General features: G+C 49.0%; 15 protein-coding genes. 8 read left to right on the forward strand and 7 right to left on the reverse strand.

The annotated features are described in order from the left end of the window. Positions 1 to 502 precede the first annotated feature (502 nt). The 4 genes from ACKTSF_RS13370 to ACKTSF_RS13385 form a co-directional block, all read right to left on the reverse strand. Positions 503 to 2,452 carry a M13 family metallopeptidase gene (locus ACKTSF_RS13370; RefSeq protein WP_407890105.1) on the reverse strand — a complete coding sequence of 650 codons (1,950 nt, stop codon included), beginning with the start codon at positions 2,450 to 2,452 and terminating at the stop codon, positions 503 to 505. Between the two features lie 275 nt (positions 2,453 to 2,727). Beyond that, positions 2,728 to 3,231, reverse strand: coding sequence for a MarR family transcriptional regulator (locus ACKTSF_RS13375; protein WP_125700382.1), 504 nt, complete (start codon positions 3,229 to 3,231; stop codon positions 2,728 to 2,730). Positions 3,232 to 3,938: 707 nt separating this feature from the next. Continuing rightward, positions 3,939 to 4,112 carry a hypothetical protein gene (locus ACKTSF_RS13380; protein WP_407890108.1) on the reverse strand — a complete coding sequence of 58 codons (174 nt, stop codon included), beginning with the start codon at positions 4,110 to 4,112 and terminating at the stop codon, positions 3,939 to 3,941. Positions 4,113 to 4,199: 87 nt separating this feature from the next. Further along, entirely contained in the window at positions 4,200 to 5,084 is an 885-nt protein-coding gene (locus ACKTSF_RS13385) for a hypothetical protein (protein ID WP_407890110.1), read from the reverse strand. A gap of 218 nt (positions 5,085 to 5,302) precedes the next feature. Here ACKTSF_RS13385 and ACKTSF_RS13390 point away from each other — a divergent pair, with 218 nt between their 5' ends. The 3 genes from ACKTSF_RS13390 (at position 5,303) to ACKTSF_RS13400 (ending at position 8,217) form a co-directional block, all read left to right on the forward strand. Beyond that, a complete protein-coding gene (locus ACKTSF_RS13390) occupies positions 5,303 to 5,728 on the forward strand; it encodes a universal stress protein (RefSeq protein WP_407890111.1) in 426 nt (141 codons plus the stop codon). Positions 5,729 to 6,319: 591 nt separating this feature from the next. Next, positions 6,320 to 7,438 (forward strand): YibE/F family protein, encoded by a 1,119-nt coding sequence (locus ACKTSF_RS13395; RefSeq protein ID WP_407890113.1) that lies wholly within the window; start codon positions 6,320 to 6,322, stop codon positions 7,436 to 7,438. Then, on the forward strand, positions 7,435 to 8,217 hold the full coding sequence (locus ACKTSF_RS13400; RefSeq protein ID WP_407890115.1) for a YibE/F family protein: 783 nt from the start codon (positions 7,435 to 7,437) through the stop codon (positions 8,215 to 8,217). The genes ACKTSF_RS13395 and ACKTSF_RS13400 overlap by 4 nt, the downstream gene beginning before the upstream one ends. Positions 8,218 to 8,546: 329 nt before the next feature. Here the strand turns inward: ACKTSF_RS13400 and ACKTSF_RS13405 are convergent, their stop codons facing one another. Together ACKTSF_RS13405 and ACKTSF_RS13410 are read right to left on the reverse strand one after the other, a co-directional pair. Further along, positions 8,547 to 9,611 carry a peptidoglycan recognition protein family protein gene (locus ACKTSF_RS13405; protein WP_407890117.1) on the reverse strand — a complete coding sequence of 355 codons (1,065 nt, stop codon included), beginning with the start codon at positions 9,609 to 9,611 and terminating at the stop codon, positions 8,547 to 8,549. Between the two features lie 226 nt (positions 9,612 to 9,837). After that, on the reverse strand, positions 9,838 to 10,341 hold the full coding sequence (locus tag ACKTSF_RS13410; protein WP_407890119.1) for a Fur family transcriptional regulator: 504 nt from the start codon (positions 10,339 to 10,341) through the stop codon (positions 9,838 to 9,840). 436 nt (positions 10,342 to 10,777) lie between these two features. Between ACKTSF_RS13410 and ACKTSF_RS13415 the strand changes: the two genes are divergently transcribed. The 3 genes from ACKTSF_RS13415 (at position 10,778) to ACKTSF_RS13425 (ending at position 13,864) form a co-directional block, all read left to right on the forward strand. Further along, positions 10,778 to 11,464 (forward strand): VIT1/CCC1 transporter family protein, encoded by a 687-nt coding sequence (locus ACKTSF_RS13415; protein ID WP_407890121.1) that lies wholly within the window; start codon positions 10,778 to 10,780, stop codon positions 11,462 to 11,464. 15 nt (positions 11,465 to 11,479) lie between these two features. Next, a complete protein-coding gene (locus ACKTSF_RS13420) occupies positions 11,480 to 12,187 on the forward strand; it encodes a VIT1/CCC1 transporter family protein (protein ID WP_407890123.1) in 708 nt (235 codons plus the stop codon). A 96-nt stretch (positions 12,188 to 12,283) separates the two neighbouring features. Then, on the forward strand, positions 12,284 to 13,864 hold the full coding sequence (locus ACKTSF_RS13425; protein WP_407890125.1) for an APC family permease: 1,581 nt from the start codon (positions 12,284 to 12,286) through the stop codon (positions 13,862 to 13,864). Positions 13,865 to 14,095: 231 nt separating this feature from the next. On the opposite strand, the gene ACKTSF_RS13430 is transcribed toward ACKTSF_RS13425, so the two are convergent. Further along, the gene (locus ACKTSF_RS13430; RefSeq protein WP_407890127.1) at positions 14,096 to 14,551 is read right to left on the reverse strand and encodes a GNAT family N-acetyltransferase; all 456 of its coding nucleotides are present in this window, start codon (positions 14,549 to 14,551) and stop codon (positions 14,096 to 14,098) included. 140 nt (positions 14,552 to 14,691) lie between these two features. Here ACKTSF_RS13430 and ACKTSF_RS13435 point away from each other — a divergent pair, with 140 nt between their 5' ends. After that, positions 14,692 to 15,735, forward strand: coding sequence for a lactonase family protein (locus ACKTSF_RS13435; protein WP_407890129.1), 1,044 nt, complete (start codon positions 14,692 to 14,694; stop codon positions 15,733 to 15,735). 607 nt (positions 15,736 to 16,342) lie between these two features. Then, positions 16,343 to 16,861: a hypothetical protein gene (locus ACKTSF_RS13440; RefSeq protein WP_407890131.1), complete on the forward strand. Its 519-nt coding sequence runs from the start codon at positions 16,343 to 16,345 to the stop codon at positions 16,859 to 16,861. Positions 16,862 to 16,985: the final 124 nt, after the last annotated feature.

Consider the following 16,985-nt stretch of genomic DNA (forward strand, 5'->3'; position numbering starts at 1 on the left):
AAAGCCTTACCTAATAATCTGACCAGATTATTAGGTAAGGCTCGATGATGCCAAATGACTAAATTTACTAACTCCAGTCCAAGCGTCCCAAGGGCTGAAGGCTATTTGAGTACTTTCAACCTTTAGTTAGTTTTAAGCCTGTAGTTGCTGAATATCCTGGTCGATATGGCACTGGTGATATTTTTGGATGATTTTCTTTGACACCTTTTTTACGTGAACAGTTGCGGCGGAGAGGCCAGATTGAACCTAGTCTTGATGGTGAGATGACGGCGACGTGCGTCGAAGAATCATGACGAACCGTGACGGGAGATTAAGGCCCTTTCTCTGCCCGCAAAAAAACGCCTCTTTAGATAGCAAGCCGTAATTATCGCTTGTCTACCTAAAGAGGCGTCGTCTTCATTCGTTTGGCAGCCATCACCTTTACAGAGACTTTACACACAGCTAACGTGAGCTATGCTATAGTGATTGGTACAGACCAAACTATTGCTTTAAATGTTAGTGCTTACCAGATCTTCACCCGGTCGGCTGGTGCGAGGTACATGTCGTCCCCCGGTTGAACAGCGAAAGTGCTGTAGAAGTCGTCGAGGTTCTTGAGCTGAACGTTAGCCCGCAACTTAGCTGGCGCGTGGACGTCGATCGATAACAATAACTGCATGTATTCGGTCGTGGCCTTCATCCGCCAAACGTTACCCCAGTTGATGAAGAAGGCCCGCAGGTCAACGTCATCTTCTGACTTAGCCGCTTCGAGCGCACAGCTCAGGCCACCAGCATCGGCAATGTTTTCGGAAACGGTCAGCTTCCCGTTGACCTTCTGGCCCGCGAAGTCGATGCCGTCAAATTCATTAATCATGGCCTTGGCCAGGTCTTGGAAGTGGCTGAGGTCGGCATCCGTCCACCAGTTGTTCAGGTTCCCAAATTCATCGAACTGAGCACCGTTGTTGTCAAAGGCGTGAGAGATTTCGTGGGCGATTACAGCCCCAATTCCCCCATAATTAGCGCTGCTAGATTGTTCCAAACTGTAGAATGGTTTCTGCAGGATAGCGGCTGGAAAGACGATTTCGTTATTGGTTGGGGAGTAGTAAGCGTTGACCGTGTTGGCACTCATTTCCCACTTATCACGGTCGACGGGCTTGCCCCAATGAGCGAAGTGGTCGACGAGAACGATTTCACTGAAGCTCTGTAAGTTGTCAAAGAGAGACTTATTGGTGTCGACCTTGAACTTCGCGTAGAGGGGATCAATCTTGTCGGGATAGCCGACCTTGATTGTTAACTTTTGTAGCTTGACCACGGCCTTTTCACGCGTTGATTGACTGAGCCAGTCGTTCGTCTTCAACCGGTTCTGATAAACGCCTGCCATCTTGACGACCATGTCGTGGACGTCTTGTTTTGCCGCTTCACCGAAGTATTTGTGACCATAGTAGTCCCCAACAACTTGAGAAAAGCTGCCCATAGCTAGGTAGTAAGCGGCCTTTTCTTGAGAACGGGCTTCCTTCTTACCAGAGAGGGCCCGGCTATAAGTGCCACCGACCTGACGATAGTCTTCGGTCAGAAGGCCAGTCGCGTCAAAGGCGGTGTTGACCAACATCCAACTCTTGACGGCTTCAAAGTTCGCCGGCGTCAAGATGTCGTTAACGGCGTCGAAGAACTTTGGCTGTGGCAAGATAACCGTCTCCGGTGTGTCATGCAACAGGTCGGTGATGGCTCCGGTTAGGTCAAGCGCGTTGACCTTGGCGTCAACATCGGCTAACTTACGTGGGTTGTAGATTTTCACGTAGTCGGCAGCTTCTTCGGAGGACTTCACGTGAGGGGCAATTTGTGCATCGAAAGCCTTGGCCTGTTCGACGATCTCGGCAGCCTTGGTGGTGTCGTACCCGAGCATTTCCAATAACTTCGTAGCCGTTTGCGTGAAGATTGGCAGCAATTGCTTAGCTGCTGGATTGTCCTTACTGTAGTAGGTCTTGTCGGGTAAGAAGAGATCCGGTGCATCCACGTACAGGGCGTACTGGCTAGTGTCCTTCATGTCGGGTTCCACACCCACACCAATCGGAACGGGTAAGCCCAGACGATGCCATTCGGCTAAATGTTGACTGAGATCATCGAAGTCCTTGAGCGCCTCAATCTTCGCTAGCCATGGCTTGAGTGGGGCGGTTCCGGTGGCTTCGCGTTGGGCAAAGTCGCTGGTCATGCCATAGAGTTTCTTGAATTCCGTCATTTCAGGATTAGCCGGCGTTAATTTACCAGTCAAGAGGTCACTGAAATCGTGCATCAGGGTGTGTTCGATGTTGTCAGCCAGGTCCATGAAGCCACCAGTCGACGCGTGGTCACCGGGGATGGTGGCCTGAGCGGCCCATTTGCCGTTGACAGCGTCATAGAAGTCCTTCGTTAATAAGGATTCGTCCACTGGAAAGTCATCAGCGGAAGGTGCATCAGAAGCAAAACGATTAATATGCATAGGAAATCCTCCTTAAAAATAGTCATTAGTGACAGATTAACCCATTTGCAGATAAAAGGGAATTGATTTTATCATGAGTCTCTCATAAAGCTAACAAAAAGCAATAATAACGGGGTCGGAACCCAATGGCCTGACCCCGTTATCCCCTATTCCAATGACGGAAACTGTATGCTTGTGGTAGCTCAAAGACTGTGTGGATCTTAACGTAGCAGGCCGCTTTCCCCCATTGGTGTTGGTGGCCGCAACGTTAACTAGAAGGTGATTCGGTGGTGAGGCTATTCACCGCCGAGCGCCTTACGCTTTGCGTGCAGGATCGGCCGCTGAAACTTTGGCCGAGTGCGATCCCAAACCGCAATGTTTTGTTGATACTGGGTGAAGAAGTCGGTGATATCTGCCGCAGTCAGACTGGTTGGAATCTGATTCCAAGTCTCAGCACTTTGCAGGAAAGCCTGGCGAATGTCATGCTCTACGGTGGTCCCCTTATCGGTCAACCGCAGATACTTCACACGGCGATCGTCCATCTTGGCTTCCTGTTCAACGAATCCGTCCAGTAGCAGGGCCCGTAATTTGCGTGCCGCAGCTGAGCGGGTGGTGCGAGTGGAATCTGCCAGTTCACTGAGCGTAATGTTGCGTTGCTCATGAATTTGTTTCAGCAACAGGTACTGTTCAAAACTAACCGAGTACTGACCGGTAATTTGTTCCGCCGCATTGATCAACACCCGAAAAATTTCCCGATACTGCCGTAGAAAATTTTCAAATACTCTTTCTTCGTTTTGCATAATAACTCCCCCTTGAAAACGAATCTAGCCGGTTTAGTAAACTTTGACGCGCAAAATCACCGCACCTATTCACTACCTCAGCATACCGTTATTATGCCGCCTGATTGCTAGGGATAAAAATGATTGCGCTTAGGTGGGAAGGGTTAGGACAATTCAGTTTGTTATCTGGTTCAGGGTATACGCTAACTAACTTTATCCTAGTGACTTGATTTTGTGCGCCTTAGTGGATAATCGTCGCCTACGACTTGCCGCTGTTGGGCGACACGTCGGCCTGAGTAGCGGGCTTCGCGCTCGAGTTGGGGCCTCAAGGAATGCGTGTCATAGAAAAATGTCAACCCATGCCACTATTACAGCTTGCGCCAGCCTTGGCATCCTCCGGCTAGGCTAGTTCTCCACACGAACATTGGTGAGTGCCTAGGATACGGTTCGCGGTCAATTAGATTGTGTCTGACAGGCCGTCGTCGGCCCCTGGAAGCCACGGGTAATCACTCATGAAAAAAAGAGCCGAGGACACCCCCCAGACTCTTTGTGGCTCGCCAAAGCTATGTTGCTGAAGGTTGAAAGATCTAAAATATCCATTATGCTTGTTGCGACAACGATAGTGAGACTAAAATTAGGCAACGTTGTCTAAAGTAGCCAGCTTACCGTTCACCAAATTTAGGATGGAACGCTGTGGGTAGGACGCTGTCAGCCTGAGAAGCCGTCTGTCAGCTCGCTTTGAACCGCCCAGCCCGCGTTTCAAAGTCGCCATTTTCCAAGTTAGCCCACTTGAAAAATCCCACGGCTGAGCCTAAATTTGGCTCACTCACGCCTACATAGACAGTGATCAGCTCTGTTGCTGAAACGTGGGACAGAAGGCAGATCCCTGCGCTTAACCCCATAAGGAGAATAATCCAAATCCGGGATTTTTCTCCTTATGACGTTAATGCTCAGGATCTAAACGCCTTCTGTCCCACTCTGTTGATTAGCTATTTGGTCATGTAAATGTAGAGGTGGTCCGTTGAAAAGCCGGTGTTGAAGCGGATACCATTGGATGTGATCGTCTTCGTCGTCGTGGAGGAACTGTTCTTTTTGGCATCCTTCAAGACCTTTTCAAACTTGTTGATGACGTATTTTGGTTTGGCATTCAGCGTGCTTCCCAGCAAGGCGAAGGTGGTCCCGAACTTCTTCTGACCCGTCTTGGTCTTCATTTGCTTCGTCGGCGTAATCATAGCGAGACCCATCAGCTTGCCATCCTGAACGTTGGCCCGTACCGTCGTGTACTTGGTGTCGACCAGATTCTTCACGCCATCTTTGGTCGTCGTTGGCAGGAGGCTGTCCTTGGCCTTCTTCTTGGCCGTTGCCATTTCTGCTTGTAATTGCTTAGCAGCAGCTTGTTGCTTCTGCGCTGCTGCGGCCGCGGCTATTGGATCGGTCTTAGCTAGGGCCGTCAGTTTCTTCTTCGTTGCGGATTGAGTCTTTTGTGCCGACTGTAGTTGTTTTTGGACTTTGGTTGGTAAGTAAGTGCCAATGACCATCTGGTTGTACTTGGCAGCGAGGACCTTGTAGTTACCCAAAGCCTTGACCTTCTTGACGGTGATGGTCTTCTTAGCGCTGCCCGCAGTGATCTTGACGGTTTGATCCTTAGTTGCGGCGGGGACTTGGAAGAAATAAGCACCACCATTGACCTTGACCGTCTGTTTCTTGCCGTTATCAATTTGGTAGCTCACATGTTTGGCACCGGCCGTTCCTTTAACGATGGCGGTCAGTGCAGTTGGGCGATAAGTATTCTTCTTCGTGGTGACTTTATTATTCGAGCAACCAGCCAAGGTCAACGCAAGTAACCCCAGGGTACCCAACAAAAACTTCTTCATTATTTTGGAAACCATCCTTCTATATTGAGTCGTTTGATTAATCTTACCACAAACCGAAGGGAATGCCAGAATGAGAATCGCCTAAACATTTGCCCAGAACCCTAAAATTCTCGTGAAAATTTGTGCATTTACCTTCCCACGAGACGTAATTATTGCTATGATAAAGGTGTTGAAAGCGATACCACATTGATGGTTTAATATGGAAAGGACGGGATATCATGTATGAACGGATCTTAGTACCAATGGATGGGAGCAAGAATGCCCACAAAGCACTGGTGGAGGCGACCAAATTGGCGCAAAAGCTTGGATCAAAACTGTTCATCGTTTCCGTCGCTAGTGATCAGACCTATGCCCACTACGGCGCGGAATTTGGCAGTGAAATTGTGACCCACTTTAAGGAAGCGGCGTCAAAGTTCTTGGACACCGCGGTTGAAGAAGTGAAGCAATCGGGCGTTCCCGTTGAGACACGGTTCAAGACGGGGTTACCGAAGCCAACGATCGCCGTAACCTTGCCAGAAGAACTCAACACGGACTTAACGGTCATTGGCCGTTCTGGGGCACACGGTTTAGGTCGTGCCATCATGGGATCCACCACGAGTTATGTGGTTCATAATTCCAAGGCGAGTGTATTAGTTGTTGATTAATCATGTATCGGAGACTCGGCAGTTGCTGGGTCTTTTTTTTGACGTTAACTTCGTATTGCTTTTAAGTGATGTGTCGTGGGGTGGTAGAGTTGACAATGATCTTTGTAAAATGCAACAGCAACCACGCTATGGTTTTAGGTATCTGCCCTCAGGGTGCCAACCCATTTTTACCAGCCCGGAGACAATTTGCAGACAAAAATAAAACGCACCGACAATAAATGTCAGTGCGTTTTACGGTAAGGCGTCAGATTTACTTTTTGTTCTTTAACCAACGTTGTAAGTCTGAAATTTCGTCGCGTCGCTTCCGGTCCTTTTTACGGTTAACCTTCCGACGACCTTGAACGCCATTTGGATGTGCTTTTCTCATTGTAAAAACCCTCGCTTAATTAAAATAACAATCGGCTACCATTCTATCGTTAATTTTCACAAATTGCAAGGGCTGCCTAGGATTCTCCAGTAATTCATCCCTTGGTAGGGTTGCTAGAGCAGTGATTCATGTGATTTGGTTAAAATTTTTATGAGGTCAAAAGTAACCTCACAGAAAGTGGTATATTGAGGCTAACGCGTCAATGGTTAGAAGGGACAGGGAATATGCAAGGCTTACTTAAGAAAAGAAAGATTACCCTTGGTCTGTGGGTGCTGGTACTGGTAGTTGGTGGCTTGCTGGTGTGGGGAACGCAACATAACGCCAGTCTTTACCATGACCCCATCATGCAGGTGACCAGCGTCCAAAAGGGGCAAGCAACCAAAGAAGAGGATGACTTTCACAACGTGGATTATCAGACCAAGCAGAAGCTGCAGGGGCATATTCTGAATGGCAAGTACCGTGGGCAAAAGCTAACGGTCACCAATACTTATTCGCTGTCAGGGGCAATGGATCAGCATTATCGCAAGGGGAGCCAGCTCTTCGTCGTCGTTCACCAACGCCAGCATGGTCAGCTGACGGCCACCGCCAAGGACGCCAAGCGTGATACGGCACTGGTCTTCATGCTGTGGCTGGTCGTGGGCCTACTACTCCTGATCATGCAATTCAGCGGGTTCATGGCATTTCTCAGTGTGGCGCTCAACGGGGTGTTATTCCTGATGGCCATCATCTTAAATGGGTCGACGCAGGGTGCCCGAGTGTTGTGGATCTTCGGCAACCTCGCGGTGGTCTTCGCTGCCTTGACGCTGTGGCTGGTCATTGGCGCTAATCGGCAAATGCTGATTACACTGGCGACCACACTGGGGGGCACAGCACTCTCAATTATTGTCGCCCTCCTGGTCTTTCATTTTACCCACGAGAAGGGGATGTACTACGAATCCATGCAGTACGTCACCCAACTCCCACGGCCATTGTTCTTGGCCGAGACGCTACTGGGTTCACTGGGGGCCGTGATGGATGAATCGACTGATATTATTTCGTCATTATTTGCCTTAAAACGGGAACGGCCCGAGCTGTCGGCCACTCAAGTCTTCAAGTCCGGGCGGCAGATTGGGAGTACCATCATGGGGCCACTGATCAACGTGCTCTTCTTCATCTTCGTGGCGGACACCTTCCCAATGGCGATGCTTTACTTGAAGAACGGCAATAGCTGGGGCTATACCTTCTCGATGAACATGTCGATGGGGGTTGTTCAAAGCCTGATCAGTGGGATTGGCATCGTGCTGGCCGTACCATTGGCGAGCTACTTGGCTAGTCGGTTCATGGAAAAGAGGGTGCGCGCATGAGTACGATTACCGTTTTAGGTTTGGTGTTGTTAATTCTGATGGTTCTCGTCGGGGGGAAGGCCGGGTTCCAGTCATTTCTGGCGCTACTATTGAACTTCGGCCTGCTCTTCCTGGCCATCGTGCTGGTCGCCTTTCACTTTCCACCGCTACCCGTTACGCTAGTGGTGGGGGTTCTGGTTCTGGCGCTGACAATCTTCATGAGTAGTGGCGACGACCTGTCGAGTACTGTGGCTTTTCTGGCCTCGGCGGCGGTGTTGGTCATTCTCGTCTTGTTGATTGTACCGGTTGAGCACTGGGCATTGGTTCAGGGATTCGGTCCGGAAGACAGCGAGGACTTGGAAGGGCTATCCGTGCTGGTCGGCATTAATTTTGTGCAGGTCACGACCGCCACGGCTATTCTGAGTACCCTAGGGGCCATTGCGGAGGCCGCTATGGCCATTTCAGCAGGACTCAGTGAAATCCTCGAGCAACACCCTAAAGTGACCACCAAGGCGCTCTTAGGGGATGGTATCGCTGTAGGTAAGCAGATCATTGGGACGACCTTCAACACGCTGTTCTTTGGCTTCTTTGGGGGCTTCCTGGCGCTGTTCATCTGGTTCACGGGGGTCCACTACTCGTTTGGCGAGATTCTCAACGATAAGATCTTCGTGTCTGAGATTCTGATGATCCTCTTTGCCATGGTCAGTGTGATTCTGACGGTGCCAATCACCACTTGGGTGATGACCCGGGCGGTTGCTGGTCAGCGGAAACGCGCGGCGAAGCAGGTAAGTGGCAAATAACTGTCGTAAAAAATATGGCGCCAATTTCCGAAGACTAAGCAGGGTTGCTGCTTGGTTGCCGGAAACTGGCGCCTTTTTGAAACAATTGACTGCTGAGGGTTGAAAGGTGAAATGTTGGCATAACCCTCTAAACAGTAAGAATAGAGTCCTGAATGGGTGGCTACGTTGTCTAAACCAGCCGGCTTACCGTTTACCAAATTTAGGCTGGAACGCTGTGGGGAGGACGCCGGCAGCCTGAGAAGCGGTCTGCCGGCTCGCTTTCAACCTTCTAACAGCCACAAAAAAACGAGGTCGGAATGATCTCCAACCTCGTTTATGATCGTTAAAATTTAGTTGCTGCTAGAGCTGGAACTGACGCTAGAACTGCTGACAGATGAAGTACTATCGGAACTTGCGCTGGCACTCGTGGCCGTCGTTTCCGTTGGCACGTCCTTTACGCCGGTCAGGTTACCAGAGTAGATCCAGTAACGGGTCTTGCTGGTCGTGTTCTTAGACGTCTTGATGCGGTACCAAGTGGTGCCAGAACTCTTCTTGGCCGTCATGTCGATGTAGTAAGTCTTGCCAACCTTAGGGGAAATCTTTGACCAACTTTGACGCGTGGCGTTCTTGTTGGCACCCTTAACGTGGTTGTACAGGTAGTACTTGGTGTATTTGCTGCTTAACTTGGCTTGCTTATTAACAGACGTGTAAGTCGCGGTCTCTACCTTGGTATGCTTATCACTCATTGCGTTGTAGTACTTCTTAACCATCTGGTAGAAGGCGGCCATGGTGTATTTCTGACCAAAGTACTTCTGCCCGGTGCTAGAGTAGTAGCCAACTGGGTCGGTATGTGAAGAACCACCCAGGTTTTTGGCAACGGCGCCGTGAGACCAGACCGTTCCTTTACCATCATAGGCGGCATCGTTAGGCTTCAGGTTGTATTCGTTTAGCAGATAGGCTGTGTACCAAGCTGCGTTGGAAATTTCGTGGGCAAAGGCAGACTTGCTGTGAACTTCAACTTGTTCGAATTGAACGAAGCGGGCGTTCCCAGGGAAGCCAACTCCCCAAGCCAAGTAATCAGTGTTGGCAATGTTGATGATCCGAGAACCATCGACGAAGCTGTGAACGAAAGCGTTATTGTAGTTACGCTTCATGTAAGCAATTTCGTTGTAGATGGTTGAAGATGGATTGGCCGTTTCGTGAACGACAACACCTTCAGGCTTGGCCTTACCATGACGATACTTGTTCTTTGGAAAACCACTCCAAATGGACTTGGTAATCTTAGCAGGCTTAATATTGTTGCTATCAATATAATCGTTCACTTTGGAGCTCGCGTTAGCCGTGGTGGTGTTGGTCATTCCGAGAACGCCAACGACCCCTAAAGCGGCCAGTGCGGTCAATACTACTTTATGCATCTTCACCCTGATCATCCCTCAAATCTTTTTATTATGCTGCGGCTGTGCTGCCGCTCAGTCGATATTCTTCGTTATCAACTATATACAATATCGGCTAGCGCGACAACCGCAGAGCCAGGCTGAGACTGTAATATTACGCGATTAATATCGATACTGACGGGATTTGTTTAGGGTGTTTGCAAATACATTAAATGTTTACGACACATGTAATGTGGCTGTAACATTGCTATGACAGCGGTTTCGAGCCACTAGCCGCCCAATTTTTCCGGCGGGGATCGATGTGAAGCTTTTGCTGGCATTCGGGACACAGACCATAAACTTCGACGTGGTTGCTGGTAATCAGATAGCCAGTTTGGGCCGCCGCTTCGTCATTTAACTGTTGTTCGATCTGTGAAAAATCGGGAGCGAAGACGTCCGTGATCTTGCCGCAGTTTTCACAGATAACATGGTAGTGAGGTCGACCATAGAAGTCGTAACGCAGGCCGCCGTTGTCGTTGGGCAGTTCGATGACGACACCCAGGTCGACCAATAGATTCAGCGTATTGTAAACCGTGGCCATGCTCAGGTTGGGGAGCTGGTCAGCCAACGCATTAAAAATCGTATCTACCGAGGGATGATTGTGATGCGTGACGAGGTAAGTCAAAATAATTTGCCGCTGGGGCGTGACCCGAACGTGATGGTCCTTCAAGGTCTGTAAAGCTTGCGTCAACAATTGCTGCTGCGTTGCCATGATGCTATCCCTCCTTAGATTTAGTGATGATCAGAGACTTAAATGTCAAGTTAATTTTTGAACTGTCTTAGTGAGAATCTTATTTATAATCACTCTAGTTTGCCTCTATTAAACCACACTTTGGCAATACTTCCAGTTTTATGCCTCATCGTCTAATTATAGACGGTTGAATTGCATGGCTTTGACTTTTAGAGTTTACTTTTAAGGGTAACCTGAGTACAATGTATTTGTTAGCAGTTAATAACGATTCTAAACTGGAGTCGAAATCACCTTTTGATCTAACGAAGTGGTCACAAACTCTGATGATACCACAAGTTACAGGACTCGCGGCAGGGTACTTACTAAAAGTTGGACCAAAATTTAGTTTGTGACACCTAACTTTTATTTATAAGAGTGTTAAAATAATAGGCGGAGATTATTTGGGGGCGGAATAGGTATGAGAAAAGAGAAGAAAAAGGCAACGTTGGCACAACGGATCAACGTCTTACGGGCCAGCGTGATGGGGGCCAATGATGGCATCCTGTCTGTGGCGGGGATTGTTGTAGGGGTGGCTGGTGCCGCGACGAGCAGTTTTGCCATCTTTATTTCCGGGATTGCTGGGATGATTGCCGGCACTGTATCGATGGCCATGGGAGAATACGTCTCGGTCAACGCGGAGAAGGATGCCCAGCGCAAGGCGATTGAGACACAGACCGTGGCGCTGGATAACGACTACGAGGGCGAGTTGGCCTTTGTTAGGGATAAATACTTGGCCAGTGGGATTCGCCAAGAATTGGCCGACCAGGCTGCCCGGGAAATGATGGGTGAAGATCCCCTCAAAACGACCGTACGTGAACGCTTTGGGTTTAATGTTGGGGAGTACACGAACCCTTATTCGGCGGCCATTGCGTCGATGATTTCATTTCCAACGGGCTCGATTTTACCATTGGTCTCAATTACGCTGTTGCCTGAGCAGTGGCGGATTCTGGGGACGTTTATTGCCGTGGTTATCGCGTTATCAATCACCGGCTACACGGCAGCTATCTTGGGTAAGGCCAACCGATGGAACGGGACCAAGCGAAACGTCATTGCCGGAATTTTGACGATGCTGGTGACTTACGGTATCGGCAGTTTATTTGCATAGAGGGGGGCCAATTCCATGGCAGCAAATGAAGAAGTACGCGTCAAAAAGCAAAAAGAAAAACAAACAATGAGCGAAAAATTAAATACATTACGGGCCGGTGTGCTGGGTTCCAACGATGGGATTCTAACCGTTGTTGGGGTACTGTTCAGTGTCGCCGCGGCGACGAATAATCAGTTTACGATTTTTATCGCCGGACTTTCCGACCTATTGGCCTGTGCCTTCTCGATGGCTTCGGGTGAATACGCCTCCGTTAGCACGCAGAAGGATACAGAAAAGTCCGCTGTCGATCAGGAAGCGACGTTGTTGAAGACCAACTACGCCGACCAGGAAACTGCGGTCCAGAAGTTTTACGAGGACCGGGGCGTTTCCGCAGAGACCTCACTGGCGATTGCGCAGGACTTGATGCACAAGGATGCCCTGGCCACGGTGGTCAACGTGAAGGAAAACATCCAGCTCGGTCACTACATGAACCCCTGGAACGCGGCTTTCTCTTCACTGATTGCGGCCTCGCTGGGGGGCGCCTTTCCACTGATTGCCATGAGCCTCTTTTCCACCGCTTGGCAGTGGCCAGCGACGATCATTTCCGTTTTGCTTTCGGTGACTTTAACCGGGTTTCTGAGTGCTAAGTTAGGCCACGGGTTAGTTCGGACAGCGATTATCAGAAACGTCATTGTCGGGATTATTACCATGTTTATTCACTACTACGTTGGGCAACTCTTCTAAGTGAAATATCGCTGCTTTCTTAGCGCATTGCCAGATTCCTAGTGTACAATGGGCCAATATCTTTTTTGAAAGTGAGGAATTTGGTTGAAGCGCAAGATGAGTTTATTTTCATTAGTCATGCTAACGCTGAGTGCCATCATCGGTTCAGGTTGGTTGTTCGGGGCGGGAATGGCCGCTCAGATTGCCGGCCCAGCCGCTATCCTATCTTGGATTCTGGGGGCCGTGGTTATCGGTCTCATTGCCTTGAATTATATTGAATTAGGAACCATGTTTCCGACGAGTGGGGGGATGAGCCAGTATGCGGCCTTCTCCCATGGCCCCTTACTGGGGTTCGTTGCCGGCTGGTCCAACTGGCTGTCACTATTGACGATTATTCCAATCGAAGCCGTTGCCGCCGTGCAGTACATGAGTTCTTGGCCCTGGGCCTGGGCGAACTGGACTAGGGGATTCTTGAAGGACGGGAACATTACCAATCAAGGGTTAATGGTGGTCTTCCTGTTTATTTTGGCCTTTACGTTATTGAACTTCTGGTCAGTGAAGTTACTGACTAGATTTACCAGTTTTATTGCCGTTTTCAAATTAGCCATTCCCACGTTGACGATCATCGTCTTGATTGCCACGGGGTTTGAACCGAATAACTTTGGCCACACCGCGGGCTTTATGCCCGGTGGGAGTGCGGCCATCTTCTCGGCAACGACGGCTGCGGGAATCATCTTCTCGTACAACGCCTTTCAGACAACGATTAACATGGGAAATGAAATCGAGCGCCCGGAACGTAACATTCTCTGGGGCATCGTGATTGCCTTTGGAATTAGTACTGTGATCTATACATTACTACAGGTGGCCTTCATCGGATCCGTGCCAGCGGCAAATCTGGCGCACGGCTGGCAGGGGGTTAACTTCCAGTCGCCGTTCGCGGACATTGCGATCCTGTTGAATCTGGGCTGGTTGTCAACGCTGCTGTACCTGGATGCCTTCGTCTCGCCATTCGGAACCGGGGTGTCATTCGTGGCCACAACGAGTCGGGCTTTGGCCGCCATGACGGGGACCAAGCACGTTCCGACGCGGCTGGGGGAAATCAACCGGAAGTATCAGACCCCCCGGCGAGCAATGGTAGTCGACATGTTGCTGGGGGTCTTACTGGTCGCTGGTTTTCGAAACTGGAGTGCTTTGTCGAATGTGATTTCGACTTCGACGCTAATCGCTTACCTGACGGGGCCGGTCACGGTGACCGCGCTGCGGCATCAAGGACACGACTTTGTTCGACCGTTTCGGCTCCACGGCATTCACTTGTGGGCGCCGGCTGCCTATATTTTGGCTAGTCTGGCCATCTATTGGGCGAAGTGGCCGACTACGGTTGAGGTCTTTGGCGTCATCGCTTTGGGCCTGATTTGTTACATCTATTATGAAATTCGCCAGCCAGCGGGATGGCACGCCTTACGCGCGAGCCTCAAGGGAAGCCGTTGGTTGTTGGCAGAAATGGTCTGGCTAACACTGATGTCTTACGCCGGGAGTCATGAGTTTGGTGGGATTGGGCAGATTGCCTATCCGCTGGACTTCTTGGTTGTCGCGTTGGGTAGCCTGGCTTGCTATTACCTCGGGGTTCATGATGCTTATCGGAGTGATTCCTTCGACATCGCACGCGAGTTAAATCAGCGGGTGACGGAAGAGGATTAGTTTTTTTAGGGAGAGAGTGGGAGAAAAGGTGGTTAGCTGCCTGCTGTCCCACGTTTCAGTAATATAGCTTGGGAGAACCAAAACGAGTCTGGGTTTTTATCCCCAGACTCGTTTTTGTCGTTTACATATTATTATGCTAATAAGAGCCAATGTTTCGGTTGGAACTGGCGCAAGTTAAGCCCAAGTTGACCGTGGAAGCTCTCTTAGTGGCAGCCACGGCCAGCATGAAGCCTAACGGTGGAGGCGCCAGGTCCAATCGGTATCGGTCGTGTTTGCCGTCAATCCAGCCGCCGCCAGGACCGCTTCATCTAAGTTAACGGATGGTGTCAACGTCATCTCAGTTAGTTGTAATTCATCGCGACCAAAATTAACCAATCGGTCGACAATTTCTTGTTGCTCGCTGGCAGGAAGTGGTTTGCCGGCCAAGCCAGCATGACCGGTATGTGCCGGTAAGTCCAACGTGAAAAAGCCGCCCCAGCCCACTAACTTGTGGGTTCGGCGTCGTTCAATCCCCCAGGTTAAGGTGGATTCCTTCATCGTAGAACGCATGGTATTATTGATCCAGTCGGCAGTTTCAGCGAGATCGTGGTTCGTGAGTGTGGCAACATTTTTTAATTTGAAGCGGGTAAGCCAGTCGAACCGAAAACTAGGTGTTAACAGCGGGTGGTAACCCTCAAAGCTAGACATTTACGGTGATTCCTTTCCTAAAGCCAATTTATCTCATTGTACCGGTAAATCGGTCAAGTTGCCAGTGACTTCGTCAGGTCTTGTTGGCTGAGCTGTGCTATACTTGAAATAGATATGGTATGTTGAAAGGGGTAGCACACATGACGGAAGATTTTTATATTGGGACTTACACCAAGCGCATTAGTCGCGGAATTTACCGGGTGAGTCTGGACACGAAGACGCCTAAACTGATGGACTGCGAATGGTTAGCGTCTGCTGGGAGTCCGACTTACATTGCCAAGGCCGCTGAAAAGCGCCTGTACGTCATCAATAAGAAGGAAACCGATGGCCAGACCCAAGGCGGTCTAATTATTTATGACGTTTCCGAAGAAAAGCCACGGGCCATTCAACAGGTGCTGGAACACGGCGCTTCGCCGGCCTACGTTGCGGTTGATGAAGCACGGCAATTGGTCTACACGGCCAACTACCACAAGGGCTTGGTCGACGTCTATGCTATCGCTGACGACGGAACCTTGACGGAAACAGATGAGATTCACGATGACGACCCAGTTGGTCCAGCACCAGAACAGGCTGACGGTGCTCACCCACATTTCACAGATCTGTCACCGGACAACCGGTTGGTCGTTTGCGATTTGGGGACGGATAAGGTCTACATTTACGATGTCTCAGATGCTGGGAAATTAACGGCGGTCAGTCATATTGACCTACCAGCAGGGTACGGTCCTCGCCACATCATCTTTGATGCGAAAAAGGGCGTGGCCTATCTGGTTGGTGAATTGAGTAGTAACGTTGCCACCTTGGATTACGACGCTGCCGCTGGCAAATTAACGGTCAAGCAGATCAGTCACACCATTCCAGATGACTGGACGGCGCACAACGGTTCGGCTGCCATTCGGTTGAGTAGCGATGGCCGCTTCGTGTACGTGTCCAATCGTGGTCACAACTCGATCACGGTCTTTGCAGCCGATGATGAAGGCAAGCTGACCACGGTTCAACGGATTTCCACGGAAGGTGACTTCCCCCGTGACTTCAACATGAATTCCGACGAAAGCTTAGTTATTGTCGTCAACCAAAACTCAGACAACGCCACGCTCTACAAGCGCGACGCAGATAGCGGTAAGCTGACGATGGTTCAGAAAGACTTTATGGTACCGGAAGGCGTTTGCGTGGTACCGGTGAAGTAAAAAGAGTGGGACAGAAGACGTTTAGATCCTGAGCATTAACGTCATAAGGAGAAAAATCCTGGGTTTGGATTATTCTCCTTATTAGGGTTAAGCGGAACTGGGTGCCCTAGCGAACGCGTTTCGGCAACGTGAGATTAGAGCTGTTCTCTGCGAGCATTAACGTCATAAGGAGAAAAATCCCGGGTTTGGATTATTCTCCTTATTGGGGTTAAGCGGAACTGGGTGCCCTTGCGAACGCGTTTTGGCAATTTAAAGTTGATGTGCAGTCTCAAACAAATGTTACAGTTAGTATACAATTTAAAAAGAAAATCAGTGGAAATTATAAGCCTTCTTAGGCAGATAAGCGTGTCAAAAGCTTGTCTATCTAAGGAGGCTTTTCTATAGAAAAATGTAGAATTGATACAATGTGATGGTCAGCTTGTCTACTACGTACTAAAATATATGAATTAGTTATTGGTTAAAACAGTTACATAAATATTTAGTGATTTCGAATTGCTGAATTCCTTGATATTATGCGGTGATGGGAGGTTGGGTTATGACTATCGTTAATGTTTTTGTGGCTAAGCCGGTTATGTAAGCGTTACAATATACACGTGAGGTGAGTATAATGACCAGAAGAATACTGGAAAAAGACTTTTTGATCATCGGGTTTCTGCTTATCGTCTGTAGCTTTGGTTTGTTTAAAGGAAATGGAACTGTGGTAGCTCATGCGGATAATGATACCGATATATACTTTGGATATAACATATATTTTCAATCAGAAAATGATAGTACAAATAAGGTTTGGCTTGATGGCTCTGATAAACCGGATATTTTGCCTAGCAGTGGTGTAAAAATGCCAGATAGTTATAGTACTGGAGCAACGTATAAAGCTTTTTTAAAAGAAGCAATCGGCAGACTCTTCAATGAGCCATATATGATATATGATGTGTTGAATACTTATTTTGATTATTCGAACAAGGTGATTGATTCAGATACTGCAATCTCCAAGCTGACTAAAATCTTAAGTGATTCCAAGTCAGTGCCCGATCTTAAGACATTAAATGACATCGAAAAGAATTATTTTTCGACGTTCCCAAATACATCGATTGATATGGGAAAGACACTGGCGGAGGCTGAAGAATGAGTGTTTAAATAATTATGTGTAAATAGAAAAATAAGCAATTGAAAAGGGAAAGCCTCTCCCTTATGATAGTTAGCAACCACACTCACTTCATAGGACATAGGAGGCTTTCCCCATGACTCAGTTT

The sequence above is a fragment of the Levilactobacillus muriae genome (assembly GCF_045862015.1).
Classification (GTDB): Bacteria; Bacillota; Bacilli; order Lactobacillales; family Lactobacillaceae; genus Levilactobacillus; species Levilactobacillus muriae.

What these genes read in the sequence shown, in the direction of transcription:
- ACKTSF_RS13415 (WP_407890121.1), top strand. Translation starts at nt 10,778, where the DNA reads ATGAGAAAAGAGAAGAAAAAGGCAACGTTGGCACAACGGATCAACGTC.
- ACKTSF_RS13435 (WP_407890129.1), top strand. Translation starts at nt 14,692, where the DNA reads ATGACGGAAGATTTTTATATTGGGACTTACACCAAGCGCATTAGTCGC.
- ACKTSF_RS13385 (WP_407890110.1), bottom strand. Translation starts at nt 5,084, where the DNA reads ATGAAGAAGTTTTTGTTGGGTACCCTGGGGTTACTTGCGTTGACCTTG.
- ACKTSF_RS13380 (WP_407890108.1), bottom strand. Translation starts at nt 4,112, where the DNA reads ATGGGGTTAAGCGCAGGGATCTGCCTTCTGTCCCACGTTTCAGCAACA.
- ACKTSF_RS13390 (WP_407890111.1), top strand. Translation starts at nt 5,303, where the DNA reads ATGTATGAACGGATCTTAGTACCAATGGATGGGAGCAAGAATGCCCAC.
- ACKTSF_RS13395 (WP_407890113.1), top strand. Translation starts at nt 6,320, where the DNA reads ATGCAAGGCTTACTTAAGAAAAGAAAGATTACCCTTGGTCTGTGGGTG.
- ACKTSF_RS13405 (WP_407890117.1), bottom strand. Translation starts at nt 9,611, where the DNA reads ATGCATAAAGTAGTATTGACCGCACTGGCCGCTTTAGGGGTCGTTGGC.
- ACKTSF_RS13375 (WP_125700382.1), bottom strand. Translation starts at nt 3,231, where the DNA reads ATGCAAAACGAAGAAAGAGTATTTGAAAATTTTCTACGGCAGTATCGG.
- ACKTSF_RS13370 (WP_407890105.1), bottom strand. Translation starts at nt 2,452, where the DNA reads ATGCATATTAATCGTTTTGCTTCTGATGCACCTTCCGCTGATGACTTT.
- ACKTSF_RS13440 (WP_407890131.1), top strand. Translation starts at nt 16,343, where the DNA reads ATGACCAGAAGAATACTGGAAAAAGACTTTTTGATCATCGGGTTTCTG.
- ACKTSF_RS13420 (WP_407890123.1), top strand. Translation starts at nt 11,480, where the DNA reads ATGGCAGCAAATGAAGAAGTACGCGTCAAAAAGCAAAAAGAAAAACAA.
- ACKTSF_RS13425 (WP_407890125.1), top strand. Translation starts at nt 12,284, where the DNA reads ATGAGTTTATTTTCATTAGTCATGCTAACGCTGAGTGCCATCATCGGT.
- ACKTSF_RS13400 (WP_407890115.1), top strand. Translation starts at nt 7,435, where the DNA reads ATGAGTACGATTACCGTTTTAGGTTTGGTGTTGTTAATTCTGATGGTT.
- ACKTSF_RS13410 (WP_407890119.1), bottom strand. Translation starts at nt 10,341, where the DNA reads ATGGCAACGCAGCAGCAATTGTTGACGCAAGCTTTACAGACCTTGAAG.
- ACKTSF_RS13430 (WP_407890127.1), bottom strand. Translation starts at nt 14,551, where the DNA reads ATGTCTAGCTTTGAGGGTTACCACCCGCTGTTAACACCTAGTTTTCGG.